The following is a 24,515-nucleotide window of genomic DNA, read 5'->3' on the forward strand; positions in this document are numbered from 1 at the left end:
GCACAGTAGTGCGCGAAACTGGCAAGGCGCAAAACCCTGTCCTGCGCGATCTGGGAGCCGGTTGCCACGGCCACCCCGAATCGCGCAGAATGACGCGCGAAAGGCGGCCGTATCGCGCCGTATTGCGCAAGGTCTCCCCCTGCCGAGGAGTTGTCATGGCGTACGTGCACGCGGAGATCGCGAGCCAGCCCGACTGCTGGCGGGAGGCGGCGCGGCTCGCCCCGGCCGTCGCCGACCGCCTGCCGCGCCCCGGCGAGCGGGTCGCCGTCGTCGGGTGCGGCACGTCCTGGTTCATGGCGGCCGCGTACGCCGGCCTGCGCGAGCGCGCCGGCCAGGGCGAGACGGACGCCTTCCAGGCCAGCGAGTTCCCCACCGGCCGCCGCTACGACCGGGTCATCGCCATCACCCGCTCCGGCACCACCACCGAGGTGCTCGACCTGCTCGCCGCGCTGCGCGGGCAGCTGCCCACGACGGTCCTCGTGGGCGACCCGGCCTCACCGGCCGTCGAGCTTGCCGACGCGGCGGTGCCGCTGCCCTTCGCCGACGAGCGCTCGGTGGTGCAGACCCGCTTCGCCACCACGGCGCTCGCGCTGCTCCGCGCCCACCTCAGCGAGGACCTGGGCCGGCTCGCCGCCGACGCGGAGGTGGCCGTCCGGGCCCCGCTGCCGATCGACCCGGCCACCATCGAGCAGGTCACGTTCCTCGGCCGCGGCTGGACGGTCGGGCTGGCCCAGGAGGCCGCGCTGAAGTGCCGGGAGGCGGCCACCTTCTGGGCCGAGGCGTACCCGGCCATGGACTACCGGCACGGCCCCATCTCGATCGCCGCCCCCGGGCGGCTGGTCTGGGCGTTCGGCGGCATCCCGGAGGGGCTGCCGGAGGACGTGGCCGCGACCGGCGCCGCCTTCGTGCACAGCCGCACACACGGCTGCCACACCGTCCTGACGAGCTGGGCGGCCGGGCGCAACCCGGTCGACCCGATGGCCGACCTCATCCTCGCCCAGCGCTTCGCCGTCGCCCTGGCCACCAGCCGCGGCCTCGACCCCGACGCGCCCCGGCACCTGACCCGCTCCGTGGTGCTCGCATGACCCCAGGCGGCGATGTCGTCGTCGCGCTGGACGTGGGCGGCACCGGGATGAAGTGCGCCCTGGTCCGCCCGGACGGCACGACCGTGCACGCCGAGCGGCACGCCACCGACGCGGCGCGCGGCCCGGAGGCGGTGGTCGGCACGATCCTCGACGTGGCCGAGGGGCTCGCCGGCAAGGCCCGCGCCGACGGCCTCACCCCGGTGGCGTGCGGCATCGCCGTGCCCGGGGTGGTCGACGAGGCCCGCGGGGTCGCGGTCTGGTCGGCGAACGTGGGCTTCCGGGACGTACCCCTGCGGGAGCTGGCGCGGACGCGGCTCGGCCTGCCCACGGCGCTCGGCCACGACGTGCGGGTGGGCGGCCTGGCCGAGGCGCGGCTCGGTGCCGGGCGGGACGCCGGCCACGTGCTCTTCGTGGCGATCGGCACCGGCATCGCCGCCGCCCACGTGGTCGACGGATCGGCCGCCGTCGGCGCGCACGGCGCCGCCGGGGAGATCGGCCACATCCTGGTACGCCCCGACGGCCCGCACTGCGGCTGCGGCCGCCCCGGCTGCCTCGAGGCGGTGGCGTCGGCCTCGGCGATCGGCCGCCGGTACGCCGAGCTGTCCGGCGCCCCGGCCACCGCCGCCCAGGTGGCCGACCGGGCGGCGGCGGGTGAGCCGCTGGCCGGCCGGGTCTGGCGGGAGGCCGTCGAGGCGCTCGCCGACGGCCTGGCCACCGGTCAGGCGTTGTTCGACGTGGCGACCATCGTGATCGGCGGCGGGCTGGCCCAGGCCGGCCCCCGGCTGTTCGACCCGCTGCGCGCGGCGCTGCGCGAGCGCCTGACGTTCCACCGGGAGCCGCGCCTGGTCGCGGCGGCCCTCGGCGACGAGGCCGGCTGCCTCGGCGCCGCCCTGCTGGCCCTGGACACTTTGGCGAAGGAGAGCCGATGACCCTGCGCGTGACCGGCAAGGTGGTGACCCCGGCCGGCGTGATCCGGCAGGGTTGCGTGGAGATCGCCGGCGACCGGATCCGGGCCGTCGCCGAGTACCCGACGGTGCGCGACGGGCACTGGATCGTGCCGGGCTTCGTGGACATGCACACCCACGGCGGGGGCGGGCACACCTTCACCACCGGCGACCCGGAGTCGGCGCGGCAGGCCGCCGACTTCCACCTCGGGCACGGCACCACCACGCTGCTGGCCAGCCTGGTCAGCTCCCCGTTCCCGCTGATGCGCGAGGCCACCGCCGCCTACCGGCCGCTCGTCGAGTCCGGGGTGCTGGCCGGCGTCCACTTCGAGGGGCCCTACCTGTCCGCGGCGCGGTGCGGCGCGCAGAACCCGGAGTTCCTCCGCGACCCGTCCACCGAGGAGCTGGCCGAGCTGATCGAGCTGGGCGGCGGCGCGGTCCGGATGGTCACCCTGGCCCCGGAGCGCGACGGCGCGCTGGAGGCGATCAAGCTGCTGGTCGGCCAGGGCGTGGTGGCGGCCGTCGGGCACACCGACGCCACCTGGGAGCAGACCCGGGCGGCCGTGGCGGCCGGCGCGAGCGTCGGCACCCACCTGTTCAACGGGATGCGCCCGGTGCACCACCGCGAGCCGGGGCCGGTGGTGGCCCTGCTGGACGCCCCGAACGTGGTCTGCGAGCTGGTCGCCGACGGCGTTCACCTGCACGACGGCATGCTCGGCTTCGCCACCTCGGTGGCCGGCCCGGAGCGGGCCGCCCTGATCACCGACGCGATGGCCGCCGCCGGCATGCCCGACGGCGAGTACGAGCTGGGCGGCCAGGCCGTCACGGTGGCCGACGGGGTGGCCCGGCTCAGCCGGGACGGCGCGATCGCCGGCAGCACGCTGACCATGGACGCCGCGTTGCGGCACGCCGTCGCCGCGGGGATCGCCCTGCCGGACGCCTGCCGGATGGTCGCCACCACCCCGGCCCGGGCCATCGGGCTGGGCGACCGGGTGGGCGCGCTCCAGACCGGCCTCCGGGCGGACCTGGTCGTCCTCGACGACGACCTCAACGTGCTCCGGGTGATGCGCGCCGGCGCCTGGGTGGAGTGACGCCGCCCCGGGCTTAGCTGGCCCGGTAGGGGCCCGGGTCAACCGCGGTTGAGCAGCGCCAGGCCCAGCGGGGTGAGCGTGTGGTGCACCGCGTTGCGGTCGCGGGCACTCGTGACCAGTCCCGAGGAGCGCAGCACGGCCAGGTGCCTGCTCGCCGACGGGACGCTGATGTCGAGCCGGTGGGCGACCTCGGAGGTGGTCCCACCTTCGGCGGCCAGCACGAGGATGGCGGCCCGGGTGCCGCCCAGCAGGGCCGACAGGGATCCCGCCGCGGCCGCCGTGGACACCACGCGGGCGTGCGGGTGGATGGGGTAGACCAGCACCGGCGGCAGCAGCGGATCGGCGAGCACCATCGGCTTCGCGTGCTGTTTGAAATAGCACGGCACGAGCAGCAGCCCCCGACCGTCCAGGTGGAGGTCACGCTCGGCGATGTAGCCGGTGATCGTCAGGACGCCGCCGTCGAACCTGGCACTCGGGTGCAGATCGTTCAGCAGCACCGACAGTCCCTGGTTCAGCAGCCGCCGGGACCGCAACGCGCGATCGGCGTCGAACGCGGAGCGGATCGCGTGCCACAGGGGCCGGATCGCGAGCCGGTGGTAGAGCTGGAGGCCCGCCCCGAGCTGGCGCAGGGCGGTCACGTCACCGGCGGCCAGGTCGGCGACGGCCGACGGTGGGCGGATCCCCGTCGAGCGGAGCGTCGCCAGGTCGGCCGCGAGTCTGGCCCTGGGCGTGCGCAGCAGGGCGTCCAGCCCGGGCTCGAACCCGCCGCCGGCCTCGATGGGGGTCAGGAAGTCCGGAAAGTAGCCCAGCGGCGGGTTGATCGACAGCGGCAACCCCAGCTCGGCCCGGTGGCCGTGGCGCGCGTGCAGCAACCCCACCATCCGTCGCCGCCACCCGGCCAGCAGCGGATCCGGGCACCGGCCCCGCAGCCAGTGCATGCTGAGCATGCTCTCCCACAGCGGATCAGGTGCCGGCGCGATCCGGGTGCGGGCGAGGTCGGCAGCGGTGAAGTGGATCCGAAGCATGACGGGTCCCCGGGTCGGCTGGACGTGCGTCCAGTCTGGCGATCGTCCAACCGTCCCGGTTCCGCCGACCGGATCATGACGGCTGGCTCCGGGGCCACCATCGGACCAGGGTGTTTTCCGCAGAGGGCAAAGACATTGCCGCCCGTGATCGGCCACCGTCAACATCGACGGCTATGAAGACCCTGCTGCGCGCCACAGTGGCCGGAGGCGTGTACCTCGCCGTCCTGGCCCTGCTCGCACCGACCGCCTACGCCGCGCTGCCCACCCTGAAGTCGGGCGACTATCTCCAGCGCCGATATCTGGAGAACCAACCGCCGGGAACCGGAAACCGCTCGGTCAAGAACTCCAGCGGCCAGGTCATCGGCTCGTACGAGCTGTGGGCCGAGGTTTCCACCCCGCGCATCATGCACGTGACCAACCTCTGCGTCCACGACGAACTCGCCAACGGCCGGGGCGTCGTCCTCCGGTTGATGGTCAAGTACGGCAGCAACTCCAGCAAGGATCTCGGCTACTTCAAGGACCGCGCCGACTGCTACTACGGCGTCCAGGTCAGCGCGCCCTCCGACATCTGGGCCCTCGACGTCGACCAGGGCGAGGCCTGGTCTGGCACCCCCTACCAGTACACGGGGTACTACCACCGTTACGGGCTCTGGACGCCCGACACCGATCTCTGGCCATCGTTCGACTGAGCTGGACCGGAACGGGGGGGGTGCAACACGGCTCGGCCCTGTGGAAGCAGCGGTCGACCACGTTGCGCCTGCGGTAGGTCACCTCGCCGAAGGGCGGGTGACCTACCGCCGGTCGCTCGGGCGGCCTAGCCGGCGGCCGGCACCTCGACGCCGAGCACCGCCTGCTCGTCGGGGCGGTGCACCAGCACGTCGGCCAGGTAGGACTGCACCGCCTGGCGCATCCCGACGTCCCGGCCGGCCCGCTCGGAGAGCAGCCACTTGTGCTCGATGATCTGGGCGAACAGCTCCTGCGGCTCCAACTTGCGGCGCAGGTGCGCCGGCACCGCCCGGACCACCGGCTCGAACACCTCGGTCAGCCAGCGGTGCGCGGCCTGCTGCTCGTCGGTCAGGTCGCTCTCCACCCGGTACGCGTCCAGGTCGTTGAGGAGCTTGCGGGCCTGGTTCTCCTCGGCGTCCAGGCCGGTGAGCCGGAGCAGCCGCCGCGTGTGGTAGCCGGCGTCGACCACCTTGGGCCGGACCAGGTAGCGCCCGTTGTCGACGGTCGACATGGCCACCTCGGCGACGTCGAAGCCCAGCTCGTTGAGGCGGCGGATGCGGCCCTCGATGTCGTGCCGGGCCTCCCGCTCGATCTGCTGCTCGTAGGTGATCTCGTGCCAGAGCCGCTCGTAGCGCCGCACGACCTCCTCGCACACCACCTCGGGGTCGATCGACTCGTGCAGCAGGCCGGCGGCCTGGAGGTCCAGCGCCTCGCCGAAGATGTTGACCCGGGCGATCTCCAGGTCCTCGCCGCGCTGCCCGTTGGAGAGCGACGGGTGCAGCGCCCCGGTCTCCGCGTCGACCAGGTAGGCGGCGAAGGCGCCCGCGTCCCGCCGGAACAGCGTGTTCGACAGCGAGCAGTCGCCCCAGAAGAAACCGGTCAGGTGCATCCGCACGATCAACGCGGCCAGCGCGTCCAGCAGCCGGTTCATCGTCTCCGGGCGCAACGTGTTGGAGAACAGCGCCCGGTAGGGCAGCGAGAACTGGAGGTGCCGGGTGATCAGCACCGGGTCGAGAGGCTCGCCGTCGTCGGTCTGCCGGTCGGCCACGATCGCGATCGCCTCCACCGAGGGGAAGTCGATCCGCTCCAACGCCCGGAGCAGGTCGTACTCCCGTTCGGCGACCCGCTCGCCGGTCTCCTTGACCGCGTAGACGTAGCCGCCGAGCCGGACGAAACGCACGATGTGCCGCGAAATGCCCTGGGGCAGCGCCACCAGGTGTTCGGCAGGCCACTCCTCCAGCGGGGTCGACCAGGGAAGGTCGAGCAGCGCCGGGTCGACGAGGGCCGAGGTGATCCGCACGGCCACAAGTGTGACCGCTCACCCGGCGGAGCGCTTCCCTTCGTGGGCCGGCACACAGCCGCCGACGCCCGCACCGGCCCGGCGCCGCGGGCGGCCGGTAGCGTGGTCGCGTGCGGGAGACCACGGGGGTACGCCGGAAGCCGCGGCTCCGGCCCGTCCGGCCGGCCGGCTGGTGGTGGGACGGGCTGCTGCTCGCCGCCCTGGTGGCGCTCACCGTGGCGCTGGCCGAGGGGCACCTCTTCGGGCTCGACCGGCCCGTCGCCGACTGGTCCGCCGCGCACCGGCCGACGGCCGCCCGGTGGGCCGCCATGGGGCTCAACCTGCTCGGCCAGGGCACCCCGCTGACCCTGCTCGCGGCCGGGCTCGGCGTGCTGCTGGCGGTCCGGCTCCGCTCGGTCCGCCCGGTGCTGCCGCCGGTGACCGCGTTCGTGCTCACCTACCTGACCATCGGGCCGTTGAAGGTGTGGACCGCGCGGCCGGCGCCGAGCGCCAGCGTGAAGGAGCCGTTCCTGGCGCCCGACCAGACCCTGCCGCTGTTCCAGCAGGACCTGCCGGTGCGCTTCGCCCAGTCCTACCCGTCGGGGCACGTGGCCAACGCGATCGTCTGGTACGGCGTGCTCGCCCTGCTGCTGGCCCCGCTGCTGCGCACCTTCGGCCGGACCATGCCGCCCCGGCTGGTCACCGTGGTCCGGGTGGTGCCGCCCCTCGTGGTCTTCTGCACCACCATCTACCTGGGCTGGCACTGGCTGACCGACTCGGTCGCCGGGCTGATGCTCGGCCTGCTGCTGGACCGGCTGCTGCGCCGGGTGCCCTGGGACGACCTGCCGTTGCCCGGCCCGCTGCGCCATCGGGACCGCCCGTTCACCTCCATCCCCTAACCTGCGCTCGTGGCTGAACTGGCGCGCCGGCTGGGCGTACGCGACGCGGTCGTCATCGGGCTGGGGTCGATGCTCGGCGCGGGCGTCTTCGTGGTCTTCGCCCCCGCCGCGGCGGCGGCCGGGGGCGCCGGCCTGCTGGCCGCGCTGGCCGTCGCGGGCTTCATCGCCTTCTGCAACGCGACCAGCTCGGCCCGCCTCGCCGCCCGCTACCCGGAGTCCGGCGGCACCTACGTCTACGGCCGGGAGCGGCTGCACCCGTTCGCCGGGTTCCTCGCCGGCTGGGGGTTCGTGATCGGCAAGACCGCGAGCTGCGCGGCCATGGCGCTGACCATCGGGGCGTACCTCTGGCCGGGGCGGGCGCGGCTCGTCGCCGTCCTCGCGGTGGTGGCGGTGACCGCCGTGAACCTGCGCGGGGTGGGCAAGACCGCGACGGCCACGCGGGTGCTGGTCGGCGTGGTGCTCACCGTGCTGGCCGTGGTGGCGGTGACCGGCACGCCGCACGTGGAGGCGGCCCGGCTGGCGGGCTTCGCCGACACCGGCGTCCGGGGCGTGCTCACGGCCGCCGGCCTGCTCTTCTTCGCCTTCGCCGGTTACGCCCGGATCGCCACCCTCGGCGAGGAGGTCCGCGACCCGGAACGCACCGTCCCGCGAGCGGTGCCGCTGGCGCTCGGCGTGGTGCTGGCGATCTACCTGGTGCTGGCCGTGGTGGCCCTCGGGGTGCTGGGCCAGCAGCGGCTGGCCGCCTCCACCGCGCCGCTGGCCGAGGTGGTGACCGCCGCCGGGTTGCCCGGCCTGGCCTGGCTGGTCCGGGCCGGGGCGACCGTGGCGGTGACCGGAGTGCTGCTCTCCCTGCTCGCCGGGATCGGCCGGACCACGCTGGCGATGGCCCGCCGCCGGGACCTGCCGGTCGCGCTGGCCGCCGTGCACCCGCGCCACCGCGTGCCACACCGGGCCGAGCTGGCCGTGGCCGCCGTGGTGATCGTCGTGGTGGCCCTGGCCGACGTGCGGGGCGCCATCGGCTTCTCCAGCTGCACGGTGCTGGTCTACTACGCGATCGCCAACGCCTCGGCGCTCAGCCTGGGCCGGGATCCGGCCCGGAAGCTGCCGGTGCAGCTCCTCGCCGTGCTGGGGCTGGTCGGCTGCCTGCTGCTCGCGGTCAACCTGCCGGTCGCCAGCGTGCTCAGCGGCTTCGGCGTGCTCGCCCTCGGCGCGCTCTGGTACGCCCTCCGCCACGCCACCCGCACGACCTGACCCGGGTCACTCGTCCGGCTGGCGGGGGGCGGGCGCGCCGGCCGGGGCGGGCGGCGGCACCGGCGTGGTCTCCCGGAGCAGGGCGGTCAGCCCGGCCCGCCGGGCCACCACGGTCAGCCGGTCCCCCGAGTGGATCACCATGCGCGGGTCGGTCGACCACTCCGTCTTCTGCCCGGCCCTGGTGTGTGCCAGCAGGCGGACCTCGCCGGGGCGGGCCACCGCGGCGAGCGGCCGGCCGTCGAGCGGGGAGCCGGCCACCACCGGCACCTCGGTGACCAGCAGCGCGTGCCGGTCGACCGGGATGGTGGCGATCACCGCGCGGTCCAGCATGGCCGCCGCGAACGCCGGCGCGGCCAGGTACGACACGCTGCGCGAGATGCCGATGCCGAACGCCTGCTGGATGCGCTCGGCGAAGTCGCCGTCGAAGAGGCGCAGCACCACCCGCAGGTCGGGGTCGAGGGAGCGGGCGTTGAGCGCGGCGCGGAGGTTGATCCCGTCGTCGGTGGAGACGACCACGAGCGCCTGGCTGGTGTCGACGGAGGCGGCCCGCAGGGTCTCCTCCTGACCGGCGTCCCCGACGATCAGCGGCACGCCGAGCCGGTGCGCCAGCGGCGCGCCGCGCGCGTCCGGATTCTTGTCGATGGCCACCACCTCGACCCCGAAGTCGTGCAGCTGGGCCATCACCCGGGTGCCGATGTTGCCCAGCCCCACCACCACCACGTGCCCGGAGCGGTCGGGCTGGATCCGGCCGGCGTGCAGGGCGAGCCGGGCGTTGACGATGCCGTCGACCACGGCGGCCGTGATCAGCGGGATCAGCGCCAGCCCGGCCAGGTTGAGCACCACCTGCATGATCTGGGCGGCGAGCGGCTTGTTGACGTCCGGGTCCTGCCCGCTGAGGGTGGTGACGAGCGTCAGGTACAGCGCCTCGGACCAGGTCACGTCGGCCGCCCGGGCGTTGAGCCAGCCGAGCACGGCGATCACCGCCAGCAGCACCAGGACGGCCACGCCGATCTTGCGGGTGGCGAAGCTGCGGAGCGCCCGGAGCAGCACCGCGACCGGCTGCCGGCGACGGCGGGCCCGGACCAGCCGGCGGGCGGCCAGCTCGGTGCCGGGGGGCCGGCCGGTCGCCTCGGCCAGCACCACGTCGGCGGAGGCCTCGTCGGCGGGCAGCACCCGGACGAGGTCCGGGTCGCCTGTGACGGCCAGCCCGCTGACCACGTCCTGCGGGCGTACGTCGGTTCGGCGGGCCACGTAGAGGGTGCGGCCGGCGTGCCGAAAGTGCGTCGGGGCCAGCTCACCCAGGGCGGCGGCCACGAAGGCCGGGGCGGAGATCGAGGCGTCGGAGAGCACCGCCGAGTCGGGGAAGAGCTGCCGCACGCCGTTGGCCAGGCTGGTGTTGAACATCCGGACCACCAGGCGCAGCCGGGGCTCGACCTCCTGGGCGCAGAGCGCGGCGTGCATGTTGCCCACGTCGTCCTGGTGCAGCAGGGCCAGCCCGTCCGCCCCGGCCAGCCCGGCCCGGCGAAAGGTGGCCTCGTCGAGCCGGTCGGCCCGGACGACCTGGACGCCCGGGAGGTCCCGCCCGTCCGGCCCCTCGGAGCGGCGGCGCTCGGGCACGACCAGGGTCACCCGGACCCGGCCCGCCGGCGGGTCGGTGGCGAGCAGGGACCGGACCACCCAGTAGGCCAACGGGTCCGAGCCGCAGACCACGTAGTGCGGACGGACGTCACCGTTCATCTTGAGCCGCCATCCGGTCGCCCGGCGCGCGCGGTCGCGGAGGGGCTCGGCCATGCCCGGATCGTAGTCAGTCGCTCGCAGTGCGCGCAGCCCCCTCGATCATGAACGCATGGCGCCCGCCAGTACGGGTAGAGCACCGGCATGCAGACGTTCCTGCCGTATCCGGACTTCCTGGCCAGCGCCCGGACGCTGGACCAGAAGCGGCTGGGCAAGCAGCGGGTGGAGACCATCCAGGTGCTGCGCGGGCTGACCCGGCCGGACTACGGCTGGCGCAACCACCCGGCGGTGAAGATGTGGGCCGGGTACGAGGAGGCGCTCACCCGGTACGGCCTGGACATGTGCGCCGTGTGGTGCGAGCCGGGACGGGCGGACACCTGCGCGGCCACCATGGCCACCGACCTGGCCTCCGCCTGCGCCATCACCCTCATCCGCACCCAGGCCGAGCTGGCCGAGGCCGGCGAGCTGCCGCCCTGGCTGGGCCGGGACGACCTGCACCTCAGCCACCGGTCGTCGCTGCTGCGCAAGGACCCGGCGCACTACGGCCCGCAGTTCGGCGACGTCCCGCCCGACCTGGAGTACGTCTGGCCGGCGTCGGACCGGCCGCGCCGCTGTCTGCTGCCGCCCGCCGGGTGACCGGGCAGACTGGAGGCTCCCGTCAGGTCGGAGGTGCGCGTGGCACTGTCGCGAGTGGTCGGCCGGCTCATCGGCGTACGCCGGCACCTGGTGGACCCCGGCGGCGGTGGCGCCCCGCGCGTGCCGCGGCCGGTGCGGGCGGTGGTGGTCGGCGGCGGCATCGCCGGCATGTCGGCGGCCGTGGTGCTGGCCGAACGCGGCGTCGGGGTGACCGTGCTGGAGGCCGCGCCGCACCTGGGCGGCCGGCTCGGCGCCTGGCCGGAGGAGCTGCCGGACGGCGCCCAGCGCAACGAGCACGGCTTCCACGCCTTCTTCCGGCAGTACTGGAACTGGCGGAACATCCTGCGCCGGGCCGACCCCACCCTGGGCTTCCTCAAGCCGGTGCCCGGCTACCCGATCCTCTCCGCGCAGTGGCCGGCCGAGGAGTTCGGGCGGCTCCCGCCCGCGCCGCCGGCCAACCTGCTCGCCCTGCTGCTGCGCAGCCCGAGCGTGCGCCTGACCGACCTGCGGGCGATGGACCGGGACGCGGCGTTGCCGCTGCTGGCCTACGACCCGGTGCGCACCTACGCCGAGTTCGACACCCGGACCGCCGACGAGCTGCTCACCTCGCTGCGGCTGCCGGACCGGGCCCGGGCCATGCTCTTCGAGGTCTTCTCGCACTCGTTCTTCAACCACGAGGCCGAGATGTCGGCCGCCGAGATGATCGCCCAGTTCCACTTCTACCTGCTCGGCAACCCGGAGGGGCTGGCCTTCGACTGCCCGGACCGGGACTACGCGACCGCGATCTGGGAGCCGCTCACCCGGCACGTCGAGCGGCACGGCGCCCGCGTCCGCACCGGCACGGCCGCCGCCCGGCTGGACCGGACGCCGGACGGCTGGCGGGTGATCACCGCCGGCGGTGACGCCCACGAGGCCGGTCACGTGGTGCTGGCCGTCGACCCGCCCGCGCTCGCCGCGCTGGTCGCCGCCTCTCCCGGCCTGCTCGCGGCGGCGCCCGGGCTGGTGGCGCGGATGCCCGCGTTCGGCCGGCCCGGTCCCCCGTACGCCGTGGCGCGCTACTGGATGGACGGCGACGTGCGGCCGGACCGGGCCGTCTTCAGCGGGGTGTCCCGGCAGCCCACCCTGGACTCGGTGACCCTCTACCACCGGCTGGAGGACGAGCCGCGACGCTGGGCGCAGCGGATTGGCGGCTCGGTGGTCGAGCTGCACGCGTACGCCTGCGAGCCGGACGTGCCGGCCGGCGAGCTGGCCGAGCGGATGCGGACCGAGTTGATCGGGCTCTGGCCGGAAGCGGCCGGCCTGCGCGTACGCGAGCTGCGTGCCCGGGTCGAGGCGCAGGCCCCCGCGTTCACTCCGGGCAGCCACGCGGACCGGCCGGGGGTGCGCACCGACGCGGACGGCCTCTACCTGGCCGGCGACGGGATCCGCACGGCGTTCCCGAGCGCGCTCATGGAACGGTCGGCGGCCACCGGGATCGTGGCGGCCAACCACATCCTGCGGGCGGAGGGTGCGGCGGCCGAGCCGGTCCACTCGGTCCGCCCGCGCGGCCTGCTGGCCGGGCGGTAAGGAAGGGCACTCTCGCAGTTTCGGGCAGCGCCGGAGGGATCGAAATGCGTTGCCCGACTTTCCGGCGTGGATCTACCGTGAGCGCGCAAGGTCAACCACCGCTCCGGGAGCCGTCGATGTCGCTGCGACACGCCACCACGATGCCGTCGTGGCTGCTCAGCAACGGTTGCCGAGCCGAAGGTCCCCGTGCCGGGTGGCCCGACTGAACGCGCCTGCGCGTCCGCGTCGCCGCCGCCCGTCCACACCGGACCGGGCGGCTTTTTGCTGCCGTACCACCGATGCCGTAGCCACCGATCGGGAAGGGAGAGCCCGGTGGACGCCGTCCTCGTCATTAACGCCGACCTCGGCCCGCTGCACCGGGTCACCGTCCAGCACGCGATCCGGATGCTCTGCCGGCGGGTCGCCGAGATCCACGAGGCCGAGCCGGACCAGGTCATCGGGGTCTTCCCGATGCCGCGGGTGGTCCGCCTCGTCCGGTACGTGGTGACCCGCTGGCGGTTCAGCGCCGGCCCGGCCTGGTCCCGGGGCGGGGTGCTGCGCCGCGACGGCCGGCGGTGCGCCTACTGCGACGGGCCGGCCAGCACGATCGACCACATCCTGCCCCGCTCGCGCGGAGGCCGGAACACCTGGGGGAACACCACCGCCGCCTGCTACGGGTGCAACCAGCGCAAGGGCGACCGGACCCCGGCCGAGGCGGGCATGCCGCTGCGGCGGGAGCCGGTGACGCCGAGCTGGGCCTCGCTGGCGCGGTGACGGACGGCCGGCGGGCACAGGGGGTCGCGTCGGAGGTACGCCTCCGGCGCGGCGCCCGCCGGTCCCCCGTCAGCCAACCCCCGGTGGGGTCCAGTCGAAGCGCGGCGGCCGGCGTTCGGTGACCGCCGCGATCCCCTCGCGGGCCTCGCCGCTCTCCCGGACCTGCCCGTGCCACCAGGCGATGCGATCGTCGTCGGCGCGCCCGTCGACGATCTCCTTGGCCGCCGCCACGGTGAGCCGGGAACGCTCGGCGATGGTGGCGGTCAGCGCCGCCACCCGCGCCGGGAGCCCGTCGGCCGGCAGCACCTCGTCGACGAGCCCGATCCGCAGCGCCCGCTCGGCGTCGACCAGCTCGCCGGTGAAGAGCAGGTGCTTGGCCGCGGACGGCCCGACCAGCCGGGCCAGCCGCCGGGTGGTCGGCGCCGGATAGACCAGACCCAGCCGCGCCGGGGGTACGCCGAACCGGGCGTCCGCCGCGGCGAGGCGCAGGTCGCAGGCGGCGGCGAGCTGGCAGCCACCGCCCACGCAGGCGCCCTCGATCGCGGCCACGGTGGGCCGGCCGAACGCGGCCAGCCGCTCCTCGGCGGCCACCGCGATGCTGCCGTCACCGGCCTCCAGCAGCTCGTCCAGGTCACCCAGGTCGGCTCCGGCGCAGAAGGTGCCGCCCGCGCCGGTGAGCACCAGCACACGCACCGCCGGGTCCGCCTCCAGGCCGTCGAGCAGCACCGGGAGCTGCCGCCACATGGCCGGCGTCATGGCGTTGCGGCGGGCCGGGTTCCGGATCACCACGGTCGCCACAGGTCCGCTCACCGTGACGGTCAGCTCCGCGTCCGACATGTCTCCCCCTCGCCGCCGGTCCTGCCGCGACCGTAACGGGCGAGGCCCGGCGACCACCCGCGTGGGGTGGCCGCCGGGCCTCGGGGTCGGGCGGTCAGGTCAGGAGACGTTGACCGCGGTGTCGTCGATCACGAAGGAGGTCTGCAGCGAGACGTCCTCGGTGCCGGTGAACTTCAGGGTGACGGTCTGGCCGGCGTACGAGGCCAGCGAGAAGGACTTCTGGCTGTACCCGGTGGCCTTGTTCAGGTTCGAGTAGGTCGCCAGGGTCGCCAGCACGCTGCCGGACGAGTTGAGCACCTGCACGGTCAGCTTGTCGTACTGCACGCTGGTGGTGGTCTCGGCCGAGTCGATGTGCAGCCAGAAGGTGAAGTTGTAGGAGGTGCAGCCGCTCGGCAGGCTCACCGACTGGGAGAGCGTGTCGGTGTGGGTGCTGCCGTAGCCGTCCAGCCAGGCGTTCCAGGTGCCGGTACGCGGCGGCTGGCCGCTGGAGCCGTACTGGCCGATGACGCCCGAGCTGGACGTCCAGACCGTCCGGCCCGACTCGAAGCCCGGGTTGCCGAGCTTCTGGCCGGCCCCGGTGCAGCCACCGCCGGTGCCGTTCACGGTCAGCGTGTACGTCGCCGTCTTCGTGCCCGACGTCGCGCTGCCGCTCACCGACACCGAGTAGGTGCCGGCCGGGGTGCTCGCCGAGGTGGCGATGGTGAGCGTGGACGAGCCGCCCGAGGTCACCGAGGACGGGCTGAACGACGCGGTCGCGCCGCTCGGCAGGCCCGAGGCGGAGAACGTCACGGTCTGCGCGGTCCCGCTGGTGGTGGCGGTGGCGACGGTGGTGGAGGTGGAACCGCCCGCGGTCACCGAGCCGGAGGTCGGGGAGAGCGAGACGGAGAAGTCGTTGCCGGTGGAGCTGCAGGGCGCGTCGTTGCCGGCCACGTTCACCGCGGTCCACGCCGCCTGGACGGTCTTGTACTCGGTGGAGCAGTTGCCGTACAGGTCGGTCGCCGCCCGGAGGGTGTAGGCGCGGGCGGTGTTCGACGGGGTGGTGGTGTTGACGTACGAGGTGTTCGAGGTGAAGTACACGTCGAGCGCCCGGTACCAGATCTTCTCCGCCTTGGCGCGACCGATGCCGGTCACCGCCGGCGCCGAGCCGCAGACCGGCGACGTGCCGTACGCGGTGGAGCCGGTGCCCTCGGCGAGGTTGAAGTAGAAGTGGTTGGCCACGCCGGAGGAGTAGTGCACGTCCTTGTTCTTCGTGCTGGTGCTCCAGCAGGAGTCGGACGAGCCGTCCAGCGACGGGTTGTACATGTAGCGCAGCGGCGTACCGTTGCCGTTGATGTTGATCTTCTCGCCGACCTGGTAGTCACCCGGGTCGCTCGGCGCGGCGGCGTAGAACTCCACCATGTTGCCGAAGATGTCGCTGGTGGCCTCGTTGAGACCGCCGGGCTCACCGGAGTAGACGAGACCGGAGAGGGCCTCCGTGACACCGTGGCTCATCTCGTGCCCGGCGACGTCGAGCGAGACCAGCGGGCGGGAGTTGCCCGAGCCGTCGCCGTAGGTCATCTGGGCGCCGTCCCAGAAGGCGTTGACGTAGTTGCTGCCGTAGTGCACCCGGCTCGGCACGCCCGCGCCGTTGCCGAAGATGCCGTTGCGGCCGTGGATGTTCTTGAAGTAGTCGAAGGTCTTCGCGGCGCCGAAGTGGGCGTCGACCCCGGCGGACTGCCGGTTCGAGTTGGTGCCGTTGCCCCAGTTGTTGTCGGGGTCGGTGAAGGTGGTGCAGGTGCCGCCCGTGCTGTTGTTCATGTCGCAGGTGCGGCCGTTGCCGTGCGACGGGTCCACCATCTGGTAGGTGCTGCCGGAGAGCGTCGTGTCGATGCTGACCGTGCCGGTGTAGATGCCCTGGCCGCTGCCGACCACCATCTCGATCTCGTCGTAGGAGCCGATCACCTTGCCGGTGGTCGCGTCCGTGACGACGTGCAGCTTGGACGGCGTCTGCTTGTCCGCCTGCCAGCCGGTGGCGACGGTCTCCCAGGCCAGCCGGCCCTTGCCGGAGCTGGCGTCGACGAAGAGCTCCGGGGTGCCCACCGAGGTGAGCGTGCCGGCGAACGCCTTGCGCGCGCTGGCCTTGGCCGCGGCCGCGCCCACCTTGGCGGTGGTGCCCAGCGTGAGCGGCGCGGCCAGGCCGACCGACGTCCCGGCCATCGTCCCGTTCGGGGCGGTGTGGATGACGAAGTCCCCGCCGTAGACGCGCAGGCCGTGGTAGGTCCGGGCGTAGCGGGTGTGGGTGGCCCCGGAGGCGTCGACCTTCGTGCGGACGACCTGGTACGCCTCACCGGCGGCACCCTGGACGGCACCGGGGTTGGCGCGGAGCAGGCTCTCCGCCCGGGCGGCGGCGGCGGACTCGGGGGACGGGGCGCTCGGGGTTGCCGCGTGCGCCGTGGTGGTGACGCAGGCCAGCACGCCGCTGGTGAGCAGCGCTGCGCTGACGGCGGCGAGAGATCTTTTCACGGGCCCTCCTGAAGGGGGGAGTTGTGACGGGGGTAGTCACTGATGTAGATATAGCGATACATCGAAGAACGTGAAAGAGGGCGGCGCTTTCCTGCCGGCGACACTGACCGTTCGGATGAGGCGGCGCAGCGTGTCGGAACCGGGTGGCCCCGCCGTGCGTCCGATCCCCATGAGAGCCACCCCCGTCGCGGCGACCCTCCTCGCCGCGCTTCTCACCCCACTGGCCGGCTGCGCCCAGGCCGGCGACGCGCCCGCGTCCGACAGCCCGGCACCGGCCATCGACGTGCCGGTGGTGCTCACGAAGTCCGGCGGCTTCGTCGGGCTCGAGGACACCGTCACGGTGCAGCCCGACGGCCGGTGGACCCGGGTCGACCGGGCCGGCGCCTCCCGCACCGGCCGGCTCAGCGACGCCGACCTCGACCGCCTGCGGCAGCTCGCCACCGACTCGCGGCTGACCGCCGAGGCCACCGCCACCGTGCCGGCGACCATTTGCGCGGACGCGTTCAGCTACCGGCTGACCGTCGGCGCCACCACCACCGGCTACGTGGACTGCCCGCCCGAGGCGACCCCGCCGCCCGCCACCGCGGCCGTGGTCGACCTGCTCACCCGCGTCACCGGCTGACGCACGCCTCCTCGGCGATCATGAGGCTGGCGGCGCGAAAAGTCCGCTTCCGCGCCGCCAACCTCACGATCGGCCGCACGGTGCGGGTCAGAGGCGGTAGTGCTCCGGAAGGCCGGTGGCGCGCAGGTCCGGGGTCAGGTGGGCGACGTCGTTGAGGGCGACCAGGGCCGGCGGCACAGCGGGGGCGTAGCGGATGACGGTCAGGCCGGCGTTCTGGTGGTTCAGGCCGATCCAGCGGCGTTCCGGGGCCTCCAGCGCGTGCCGCACCAGCCAGGCGACCAGGAAGTTGTGGGTGATGACCAGCTCGCGTACGTCGCCCTCGGCGGGCGCGGTCGCGAAGCGGGCCGCGGCCTCCGCCGTCACGCGCGGCCCGTCGAGTCGGTCCCGCTCGGTGAACCCGGTGAGGAAGGCCGCGTACCGCTCGGGCAGGCCGGCCGGGTCGGTGTCGTGCGGCATGTGGTCCCCGGCCCGGTCGTCCTCGTACACCGGGACACCCGGCAGTGCGGCGGCGACCAGCGCGGCGGTCTCCGCGGCGCGGCGGGCCGGCCCGTGGTGGACGGCGGCGAAATCGGTGCCGCGCAGACGCTCGCCCAGCAGCGTCGCCTGCCGGCGGCCACGCGCCGACAGGCCGGTGTCCGCCTCCTCCTCCGGCCGGTCCTGTTCGCCGTGGCGGACCAGATAGAGCAGGCGGCTGGGCATCCGGGGCACCTCCGGGGTCGGAACGAAAGGCGAGACTAGCCCTCCGCTCCCGACCCGGGGGGCCCGCCGGTCAGGCGCGGGGGTTCATCTGGCCGATGCGGATGCGGTTGCCGAACGGGTCGCGGATCCCGAAGTCGATCCCGTACGGCCGCTCGGTCGGCTCGTCGGTGACGTCCACACCCTTCGCCACCAGGTCCTCGTACGTCTTGCGCGCGTCGTCGGTGGTCAGGCAGAGCCAGCCGCTCATCGCGCCCTTGGTCAGCAGCTCCCGGACCCGCTCGGCGGTGGCCGGGTCGAGGGCCGGCGGACCGGGCTTCTCCAGCAGGATCTCGTGCTCCGGGTCGCCCGGCACGTTGACCGTGAGCCACCGCATGAAGCCGAGGTCCTGGTCGGTGTTCACCTCGAGGCCGAGCTTGCCGACGTAGAAGTCGAGCGCCTCGTCCTGGTCGAGGACGTAGATCTGGGAGCGGGAAATCGAGGTCATCGTCATGCCTGGAACGTTAGGGCAGCCCGTTGACGTGCTGCTTATCCAAAACTGACGGGTTCTCCGGCGGCCGCGCTCGGCCGCATCCACGCCTTGGTGAAACAACTCGGCACGTTCACCGCCGCCGCCTTGCGTCGCCGGTAGGCCGACGGTGGCTCGCCGACGATGTCGCGGAACGTCCGGCTGAACGTGCCGAGGCTGCCGAAGCCGACCAGATGGCAGATCTCGGTGACCGGCTCGTCGGTCTGCACGAGCAGGTACATGGCCCGCTCGACGCGCCGCCGTTGCAGGTAGCGGTGCGGTGTCTCGCCGAAGGTGGCCCGGAACGTACGGATGAAGTGCGCCGGCGAGACGTGCGCGATCCGGGCCAGCGCCGGCACGTCGAGCGGCTCCGCGTACGCCCGGTCCATGGCGTCCCGGGCGCGCAGCATCGCCCGGTTCGACTCCTCGACGGCCCGGCTCACCCGACCACCAGATCCAGCTCGCGGAGCTGCTCGGGGTCGGCCACCACCTCGATGCCGATGATCCGGTCGGTGATCGTGAAGCTGAGCACGAGCCGGGTCCGGCCGTCGACGACGACCAGCGCACCCGGCAGCCCGTCGACGAAGGCGGGGACCGCGCCCCGGGCCCGGCCGTTGAAGAAGTCCGCCACCACCGAGGAGCCCCGCGACTCGGCGGTCCCGCCCAACCGCACGGCGGCGGCGTCGGCGCGCATCACCACGTACGGATCGAGGAGGCTGACCAGGTCGTCGAAGCGACCCTCCCGGGACGCGGCGAGGAACGCCTCGACCACCCGGCGCTGCCGGGCGGGATCGGTGACCGGGTCGGCCGAGCGGGCCTGCACCCGGCGGCGGGCACGGCTGGCGATCTGCCGCACCGCGGGAGCGGTGCGGTCCACCACCGGCGCGATCTCCTCGAAGGAGACGGCGAACATGTCGTGCAGCACGAACACCAGCCGCTCGGTGGGGCCGAGAGTGGTCAGCACCACCTCCAGCGCCCGGCCGACCGACTCGGCGAGCAGCGCCTCCTGCTCCGGGTCGCGCCCGCCGGCCGGTTCCGCCGCCTCTTCGGTGGCCTCCTCGTGTCGTGCGCTGGCCGACCGCAGCCGGTCCAGGCAGACCCGGCCGACCGTGGTGGTCAGCCACCCGGGCAGGTTGTCGATGGCGTCGACGTCGGCTCGGCTCAGCCGGAGCCAGGTGTCCTGCACGGCATCGTCGGCCTCGGCGGCCGAACCGAGCATCCGGTGGGCCACCGCGCGCAGCCGTGGGCGCTGCTCCTCGAAGCTGCGGACCAACAGGTCGGTGTCGCTCACGGCCTCGCCATTCCCCGCGGCCTCTGGTGACCGCGGTCACATCTGTCACGCCGCCGGTCCGGGCGCCGACAACCGGATGACGGACGACGACAGCGGCCGCGCGGCGAACGCCGGCCAGCGTAACAGGACAGGACGGACGGACATGTCTCTCGAGGCTCGCATCCAGAACCCGGCGGCTCTCCTCCCCGACGCCGTGAAGGCGGTCAATTTCCTCTACAAGGCGGCGCACTCGGCCGGCGTGCCGGCAACCACCCTGGAGCTGGTCCACCTGCGGGCCAGCCAGATCAACGGGTGCAGCGCCTGCGTCGACTCCGGGGCGCGCAACGCCCGGAAGAACGGCGAGACGGAGGAGCGACTCTTCGCGGTGGCCGTGTGGCGGGAGACGCCGTACTTCACCGACGCCGAGCGGGCCGCGCTCGCCCTGGCCGAGCACGCGACCCGGCTCGCTGACCGGCCCGACGCGGTGCCGGACGCCGTGTGGGACGAAGCGGCCCGGCACTTCGGGGAGAAGGAACTGGCGGCGCTGGTGCTCTGGATCGCCACCACCAACTTCTTCAACCGGATCAACGCCGCCACCCGGCAGCCTGCCCCGCAGAACTGGGGCTGACCGAGGACCTGCGCGGGGCGGAGGTGTGCGCACCTCCGCCCCGCATCGGGTTCAGCACGCGGCCGAACCCATGGTGGGCCGGCGGCGCCTCAGCCTCGGCGGCCGATCCGAGCCCATCGCAACGGTCCGGTGCGGAGACCTTCGCTGGTGAGACCGTGATAGATGATCATGACAATGATGCCGAGCAGTCCGAGTAGCGGGTTCACGATCCAGCCGAGCAGCCCGGCCAGTCCGTAGAGCAGGAGGCCGGTGATCGGGCGAGCCTCCTGCGCGTGCACGTGGTCCTGGTCGACGTGGCCGGCGCGCAGCGTCGGGTGGCGGCGCAAATAGGCGAAGAACACCAACCAGGGCGCCGACATCAGCGCCGCCGCGAGCGCGTACATGACGACAGCCACCCGCAGGTCGTCGGTGTCGCCGTCGACGAGCGCCGACGCCAGAACCGCGGTCGGAAACGGGATGATCACCACGCCGAAGAGGATGGCGATATTGATCCAGCTGAGCGCGAGGGTGGTGCCGCGGACCAACCGCAGCAGTGCGTGGTGGTTGAGCCAGAGGACGCCGATGTAGACGAACGACACCACGAACGCCAGGTAGGACGGGCCCTCCCTGAGGAGCGACGCGAGCAGCTCGCCCTGGTGGTATTCCGGCACCCGCAGGTCCAACACGAGCAGGGTGATGACGATGGCGAAGACACCGTCGCTGAACGCCGCCAGCCGGTTGATGTCGGCCAGGCGAGCGGGGCCGCTCGGCTGAGCCTGCTCGGGACCTGCGGACACTGCCGCACGCTAACAGCGAGGGGACCGTGGGCGGGATCGATCACCGAAACGTCCCCGTCCCGGGCTCGCTCAGCGGGTCTGGTCCGTCGGCCGGATCAGGATCTCGTTGACGGCGACGTGCTCGGGCTGGGTGACCGCGTACCGGACCGCGGCGGCGACGTCCTCGGCCCGCAGGGTCCGCATGGAGTCCGCCATGGTCCGCGCCGCGGCCCGCATGGCCGGGTCGGTGAGGTGGCTGGTCAGCTCGGTCGCGACGAATCCGGGCTCGATGACGACGACCCGCACCCCCTGCGCGGTGACCTCCTGCCGCAGCGCCTCCGCGAAGGCGTTGACGCCGAACTTGGTGGCCGCGTAGACACCGCTCGCCGCCGATGCCGTACGGCCCGAGGTGGACGAGATCTGCACCACCGCGCCCCTGGACGCGAGCAGGTGCGGCAGGGCGGCGTGGACCGCGTACATCGATCCGAGCAGGTTGGTCTCGACCATGCGCGTCCACTCCGCGGTGTCCGCCCCGAGGATCGGGCCGCTGAGCATGACGCCCGCGTTGTTCACGAGCACGTCGAGGGCGCCGAAGCGCGCCACAGTAGCCGCGACCGCGTCACCCACCGACCGGCGGTCGGTGACGTCCAGCTCAAGGGCCAGCATCTCGCCCGGGGCGTCCTGCGTGAGGGACCGCAGCCGGTCGACGCGCCGAGCGCCGACGGCAACCCGGGCGCCCGCCTCCGACAGGGCGAGCGCGGTGGCCCGGCCGATGCCCGAGGACGCGCCCGTGACCAGGACGATCTTTCCTTCCAGAGTGGTGCCCACGTGTTCCTCCAGGATTCGTTGCGCGACCCGCTTCGACGGCGCGGGTGGAGCCGAAGGTGACCGGCCGGTCAGGTTAACCGTAGCAGCTAACCTGACCAGCCGGTCATGTTGTGCTAGGGTCCACAGGGAGGGAGGGGTTGATGACCGGGACAGCAGCCGGCGCGGGCCAGCGGGCGGACATGGTGCGCAACCGGCGCCTCCTGCTCGGAGCCGCGACCGCGGCCTTCGCCGAGCTCGGGGTGGAGGTGTCGATGGGCGAGATCGCCCAACGCGCCGGCCTCGCCAAGGGGACGGTGTTCCGGCACTTCGCCTCCAAGGAGGACCTGCTCGCGGCGATCATGCTCCAACTGCTCGACCGGCTCACCAGCACGGCCGACCGGCTCCTCCACGCCGACGACGCGGCGGCGGCGCTTCGCGAGTTCATGACCACCGGCGTCGAGGCACTCGCCGCCGACCGCGCGTTCTGCGAGGTGGTCGGGCGCCCGTCACTGCAACACCCCGAGGTACGGGACGCGATCAACCACCTCTGCGACGTCGCCGAGGCCCTTACGGCTCGGGCACGGGAGCGGGGCGCCGTCCGCGACGACGTCACGGGGACGGACGTCGTGCTGCTCCTCGGCGGGATCCACCAGACGGCGGCGCCTCTGCTGGCCGCACAGCCGCAGGCCTGGCGCCGCTACCTCGAACTGGCCCTCGACGGGCTGCACGTGCCGAACGCCGGCGCACTTCCGGAGCAGCCACCCTGCCGCCTGCCACGTCACGTTCCCGAACCGACCTAGCCGTCCCGCATGACGAACCAGCCCGGGAAGGCCCCGTTCGACGTCGAGCAGTACGCCCGCCGGGTGAGCGGAGGGCCCTGCTTCGTCTGCGCCTTCGTGGCCGGCGAGCCTGACTACCACCACCACGTGGTCTACGAGAACGACGACACCGTCGCCTTCCTCGCCCGCTACCCGACGCTGCTGGGTTACTGCCTCGTTGCGCCGAAGCGCCACCTGGAGAGCTGGGTGCACGACATGGAGTCGCCCGAGTTCCTCCGCTTCCAGGGCGTCGTGCACCGGGTCGCGCGGGCCATCGCGGCGACACTGCCGACCGAGCGGATGTACTCGATGAGCCTCGGCAGCCAGCAGGGCAACGCCCACCTGCACTGGCACCTCGCACCGCTGCCCCCGGGGATTCCCTACGACCGGCAGCAGTTCCACGCGGTGATGGCGGAGAACGGCGTCCTGGAGGTCGACGACGACAGCCAGGAAGCCGTCGCCCGCGACATCCGCGGTCGCCTCCACGGCTGAACGCCGCCGCGAAACGCTGGTGGAAATGGAGCCCCCGGCCGGGATCGAACCGGCGACATCTCGCTTACAAGGCGAGTGCTCTGGCCAGCTGAGCTACAGGGGCGTGTGGTTCGGGGTCAGCATAGCGACTGGGGGGCGGAAATCCCGTTCCGCAGGCCTCCCGAGCACGGAAAACGTCAATTTCCCGACCTCGACACCACCGGATCGACACCGATGCCGGCCGGGGACCGTGGAGATTGATGCCTCCCCGTGCCCGCCTGACCGTTATGCGTTATGCCCTCGGTCCCACCGGCCGCATCCCGTCTTGGCAGGCTCGCGAAACCCGTTTACGGTGCAGTGACACGGACGACACTCCGGCTGGCCTCGGCTGCCCGGTCGACCGCCCGTTGGCCGGCACCTCGGGTGCCGGTCGCTCCTTCCACTCGGATCGTCCGGCACGTTCCTGCCGGTGAAAGGAAGCGCTTCACCATGGCTACGGTCACCTACGCGAAGGCGTCCCGGATCTACCCGGGCACCGAACGCCCCGCGGTCAACCAGCTCGACCTCCAGATCGGCGACGGGGAGTTCCTCGTCCTGGTCGGCCCGTCGGGTTGCGGCAAGTCCACCAGCCTCCGGATGCTCGCCGGCCTGGAGGACGTCGACGACGGCGCGATCTACATCGACGACCGGGACGTCACCCACCTCCCGCCGAAGGCCCGCGACATCGCGATGGTCTTCCAGAACTACGCCCTCTACCCGCACATGACGGTGTACGAGAACATGGCGTTCGCCCTCAAGCTGCGCAAGACCTCGAAGTCGGAGATCGACCGGCGGGTCAAGGAGGCAGCCGGGCTGCTCCAGCTGGAGGAGTTCCTCAGCCGCAAGCCGAAGGCGCTCTCCGGTGGTCAGCGCCAGCGTGTCGCCATGGGTCGCGCGATCGTCCGCGAGCCGCAGGTCTTCCTCATGGACGAGCCGCTGTCGAACCTCGACGCCAAGCTCCGGGTGCAGACCCGCACGCAGATCGCGTCGCTCCAGGCCAAGCTGGGCGTCACCACGGTCTACGTCACCCACGACCAGGTCGAGGCCATGACCATGGGTCACCGGGTCGCGGTCATGCTCGACGGCGTCCTGCAGCAGGTGGACACCCCGCGGGCGCTCTACGACACCCCGGCCAACGTCTTCGTCGCGGGCTTCATGGGCTCCCCGGCCATGAACATCAAGACCGTGCCGCTGACCGACAGCGGCGCCGCGTTCGCCGAGCTGAACGTGCCGCTGACCCGCGAGCAGGTCGAGGCGGCCCGGGGCGAGGGCGGCGACGGCAAGGTGACCGTCGGCTTCCGTCCGGAGGACTGCGACCTGGTCAGCCCGACCGAGGGCGGCATGCCGGTCGTGGTCGAGCTGGTCGAGGACCTGGGCTCCGACGCCAACGTCTACGGCCACGCCGCGCTGGAGGGCCACAACGAGCGGTTCGTGGTCCGCACCGACCGGCGCTCGATGCCGAACATGGGCGACACCGTGTTCGTCAAGCCGCGCACCGGCCGCAGCCACGTCTTCCACGCCGCCACCGGCAACCGGATCTGACGTACGCGAAAGAAAGGGGCGGCCCGCCACG

The 24,515-nt window shown here is 73.3% G+C and carries 25 protein-coding genes and 1 tRNA gene; 14 read left to right on the plus strand and 12 right to left on the minus strand.

Going from position 1 to position 24,515, the window contains the following annotated elements:
• Positions 1-155: 155 nt before the first annotated feature.
• From ACQP12_RS31170 to nagA, 3 genes are read left to right on the plus strand one after another with little or no spacing between them, the layout of a single operon-like run.
• Positions 156-1,085, plus strand: coding sequence for an SIS domain-containing protein (locus ACQP12_RS31170; RefSeq protein WP_433283600.1), 930 nt, complete (start codon positions 156-158; stop codon positions 1,083-1,085).
• Positions 1,082-2,014 carry an ROK family protein gene (locus tag ACQP12_RS31175; RefSeq protein WP_433283601.1) on the plus strand — a complete coding sequence of 311 codons (933 nt, stop codon included), beginning with the start codon at positions 1,082-1,084 and terminating at the stop codon, positions 2,012-2,014. Before ACQP12_RS31170 ends, ACQP12_RS31175 begins: the two co-directional genes overlap by 4 nt.
• A complete protein-coding gene (gene nagA, locus ACQP12_RS31180) occupies positions 2,011-3,120 on the plus strand; it encodes an N-acetylglucosamine-6-phosphate deacetylase (protein ID WP_433283602.1) in 1,110 nt (369 codons plus the stop codon). The genes ACQP12_RS31175 and nagA overlap by 4 nt, the downstream gene beginning before the upstream one ends.
• Before the next feature lie 38 nt (positions 3,121-3,158).
• Here nagA and ACQP12_RS31185 read toward each other — a convergent pair whose 3' ends face one another.
• On the minus strand, positions 3,159-4,145 hold the full coding sequence (locus ACQP12_RS31185; RefSeq protein ID WP_357941577.1) for an ArsR/SmtB family transcription factor: 987 nt from the start codon (positions 4,143-4,145) through the stop codon (positions 3,159-3,161).
• Positions 4,146-4,318: 173 nt separating this feature from the next.
• Between ACQP12_RS31185 and ACQP12_RS31190 the strand changes: the two genes are divergently transcribed.
• A complete protein-coding gene (locus tag ACQP12_RS31190; protein ID WP_433283603.1) occupies positions 4,319-4,834 on the plus strand; it encodes a hypothetical protein in 516 nt (171 codons plus the stop codon).
• Between the two features lie 125 nt (positions 4,835-4,959).
• Here ACQP12_RS31190 and ACQP12_RS31195 read toward each other — a convergent pair whose 3' ends face one another.
• Positions 4,960-6,177: a DUF4032 domain-containing protein gene (locus ACQP12_RS31195; RefSeq protein ID WP_433283604.1), complete on the minus strand. Its 1,218-nt coding sequence runs from the start codon at positions 6,175-6,177 to the stop codon at positions 4,960-4,962.
• A 104-nt stretch (positions 6,178-6,281) separates the two neighbouring features.
• Between ACQP12_RS31195 and ACQP12_RS31200 the strand changes: the two genes are divergently transcribed.
• Both ACQP12_RS31200 and ACQP12_RS31205 read left to right on the plus strand, forming a co-directional pair.
• The gene (locus tag ACQP12_RS31200; RefSeq protein WP_433283605.1) at positions 6,282-7,049 is read left to right on the plus strand and encodes a phosphatase PAP2 family protein; all 768 of its coding nucleotides are present in this window, start codon (positions 6,282-6,284) and stop codon (positions 7,047-7,049) included.
• Positions 7,050-7,118: 69 nt separating this feature from the next.
• Positions 7,119-8,300: an APC family permease gene (locus ACQP12_RS31205; protein WP_433289534.1), complete on the plus strand. Its 1,182-nt coding sequence runs from the start codon at positions 7,119-7,121 to the stop codon at positions 8,298-8,300.
• 6 nt (positions 8,301-8,306) lie between these two features.
• On the opposite strand, the gene ACQP12_RS31210 is transcribed toward ACQP12_RS31205, so the two are convergent.
• Positions 8,307-10,037 (minus strand): NAD-binding protein, encoded by a 1,731-nt coding sequence (locus ACQP12_RS31210; protein ID WP_433289536.1) that lies wholly within the window; start codon positions 10,035-10,037, stop codon positions 8,307-8,309.
• A 141-nt stretch (positions 10,038-10,178) separates the two neighbouring features.
• Between ACQP12_RS31210 and ACQP12_RS31215 the strand changes: the two genes are divergently transcribed.
• The 3 genes from ACQP12_RS31215 (at position 10,179) to ACQP12_RS31225 (ending at position 12,989) form a co-directional block, all read left to right on the plus strand.
• Positions 10,179-10,670, plus strand: coding sequence for an MSMEG_6728 family protein (locus ACQP12_RS31215; protein WP_433283606.1), 492 nt, complete (start codon positions 10,179-10,181; stop codon positions 10,668-10,670).
• Between the two features lie 39 nt (positions 10,671-10,709).
• Entirely contained in the window at positions 10,710-12,236 is a 1,527-nt protein-coding gene (locus ACQP12_RS31220; RefSeq protein WP_433283607.1) for an FAD-dependent oxidoreductase, read from the plus strand.
• Between the two features lie 312 nt (positions 12,237-12,548).
• A complete protein-coding gene (locus ACQP12_RS31225; protein ID WP_313724169.1) occupies positions 12,549-12,989 on the plus strand; it encodes an HNH endonuclease in 441 nt (146 codons plus the stop codon).
• Between the two features lie 69 nt (positions 12,990-13,058).
• Here the strand turns inward: ACQP12_RS31225 and ACQP12_RS31230 are convergent, their stop codons facing one another.
• Both ACQP12_RS31230 and ACQP12_RS31235 read right to left on the minus strand, forming a co-directional pair.
• A complete protein-coding gene (locus ACQP12_RS31230; RefSeq protein ID WP_433283608.1) occupies positions 13,059-13,826 on the minus strand; it encodes an enoyl-CoA hydratase/isomerase family protein in 768 nt (255 codons plus the stop codon).
• 99 nt (positions 13,827-13,925) lie between these two features.
• On the minus strand, positions 13,926-16,328 hold the full coding sequence (locus ACQP12_RS31235; protein WP_433283609.1) for a M4 family metallopeptidase: 2,403 nt from the start codon (positions 16,326-16,328) through the stop codon (positions 13,926-13,928).
• Positions 16,329-16,497: 169 nt separating this feature from the next.
• On the opposite strand from ACQP12_RS31235, the gene ACQP12_RS31240 reads away from it, so the two are divergent.
• A complete protein-coding gene (locus tag ACQP12_RS31240) occupies positions 16,498-16,950 on the plus strand; it encodes a protealysin inhibitor emfourin (protein WP_433283610.1) in 453 nt (150 codons plus the stop codon).
• An 87-nt stretch (positions 16,951-17,037) separates the two neighbouring features.
• Here the strand turns inward: ACQP12_RS31240 and ACQP12_RS31245 are convergent, their stop codons facing one another.
• The 4 genes from ACQP12_RS31245 to ACQP12_RS31260 all read right to left on the minus strand — a co-directional run bounded on the left by ACQP12_RS31245 (position 17,038) and on the right by ACQP12_RS31260 (position 19,445).
• Positions 17,038-17,649 carry a histidine phosphatase family protein gene (locus ACQP12_RS31245; RefSeq protein ID WP_433283611.1) on the minus strand — a complete coding sequence of 204 codons (612 nt, stop codon included), beginning with the start codon at positions 17,647-17,649 and terminating at the stop codon, positions 17,038-17,040.
• A 70-nt stretch (positions 17,650-17,719) separates the two neighbouring features.
• Positions 17,720-18,139 (minus strand): VOC family protein, encoded by a 420-nt coding sequence (locus ACQP12_RS31250; RefSeq protein ID WP_357941599.1) that lies wholly within the window; start codon positions 18,137-18,139, stop codon positions 17,720-17,722.
• A 35-nt stretch (positions 18,140-18,174) separates the two neighbouring features.
• Positions 18,175-18,597 carry a helix-turn-helix domain-containing protein gene (locus tag ACQP12_RS31255; RefSeq protein WP_433283612.1) on the minus strand — a complete coding sequence of 141 codons (423 nt, stop codon included), beginning with the start codon at positions 18,595-18,597 and terminating at the stop codon, positions 18,175-18,177.
• Complete coding sequence (locus ACQP12_RS31260) at positions 18,594-19,445, minus strand: sigma-70 family RNA polymerase sigma factor (protein ID WP_433283613.1); 852 nt, start codon at positions 19,443-19,445, stop codon at positions 18,594-18,596. Before ACQP12_RS31260 ends, ACQP12_RS31255 begins: the two co-directional genes overlap by 4 nt.
• 142 nt (positions 19,446-19,587) lie before the next feature.
• Here ACQP12_RS31260 and ACQP12_RS31265 point away from each other — a divergent pair, with 142 nt between their 5' ends.
• Positions 19,588-20,052 carry a carboxymuconolactone decarboxylase family protein gene (locus tag ACQP12_RS31265; protein ID WP_357941605.1) on the plus strand — a complete coding sequence of 155 codons (465 nt, stop codon included), beginning with the start codon at positions 19,588-19,590 and terminating at the stop codon, positions 20,050-20,052.
• Between the two features lie 89 nt (positions 20,053-20,141).
• On the opposite strand, the gene ACQP12_RS31270 is transcribed toward ACQP12_RS31265, so the two are convergent.
• Both ACQP12_RS31270 and ACQP12_RS31275 read right to left on the minus strand, forming a co-directional pair.
• Positions 20,142-20,828: a TMEM175 family protein gene (locus ACQP12_RS31270; protein WP_433283614.1), complete on the minus strand. Its 687-nt coding sequence runs from the start codon at positions 20,826-20,828 to the stop codon at positions 20,142-20,144.
• 69 nt (positions 20,829-20,897) lie between these two features.
• The gene (locus ACQP12_RS31275; protein ID WP_433283615.1) at positions 20,898-21,635 is read right to left on the minus strand and encodes an SDR family NAD(P)-dependent oxidoreductase; all 738 of its coding nucleotides are present in this window, start codon (positions 21,633-21,635) and stop codon (positions 20,898-20,900) included.
• A gap of 140 nt (positions 21,636-21,775) precedes the next feature.
• On the opposite strand from ACQP12_RS31275, the gene ACQP12_RS31280 reads away from it, so the two are divergent.
• Together ACQP12_RS31280 and ACQP12_RS31285 are read left to right on the plus strand one after the other, a co-directional pair.
• Positions 21,776-22,414 (plus strand): TetR/AcrR family transcriptional regulator, encoded by a 639-nt coding sequence (locus ACQP12_RS31280; protein ID WP_433283616.1) that lies wholly within the window; start codon positions 21,776-21,778, stop codon positions 22,412-22,414.
• A 9-nt stretch (positions 22,415-22,423) separates the two neighbouring features.
• Complete coding sequence (locus tag ACQP12_RS31285; RefSeq protein ID WP_433283617.1) at positions 22,424-22,924, plus strand: HIT family protein; 501 nt, start codon at positions 22,424-22,426, stop codon at positions 22,922-22,924.
• Positions 22,925-22,950: 26 nt separating this feature from the next.
• On the opposite strand, the gene ACQP12_RS31290 is transcribed toward ACQP12_RS31285, so the two are convergent.
• Positions 22,951-23,027, minus strand: a tRNA-Thr gene (locus ACQP12_RS31290).
• A gap of 365 nt (positions 23,028-23,392) precedes the next feature.
• Between ACQP12_RS31290 and ACQP12_RS31295 the strand changes: the two genes are divergently transcribed.
• Positions 23,393-24,484 carry an ABC transporter ATP-binding protein gene (locus ACQP12_RS31295; protein ID WP_357941631.1) on the plus strand — a complete coding sequence of 364 codons (1,092 nt, stop codon included), beginning with the start codon at positions 23,393-23,395 and terminating at the stop codon, positions 24,482-24,484.
• Positions 24,485-24,515 lie beyond the last annotated feature (31 nt).

It is taken from the genome of Micromonospora sp. CA-244673, assembly GCF_050948395.1.
In the GTDB taxonomy this organism is placed as follows: domain Bacteria; phylum Actinomycetota; class Actinomycetes; order Mycobacteriales; family Micromonosporaceae; genus Micromonospora.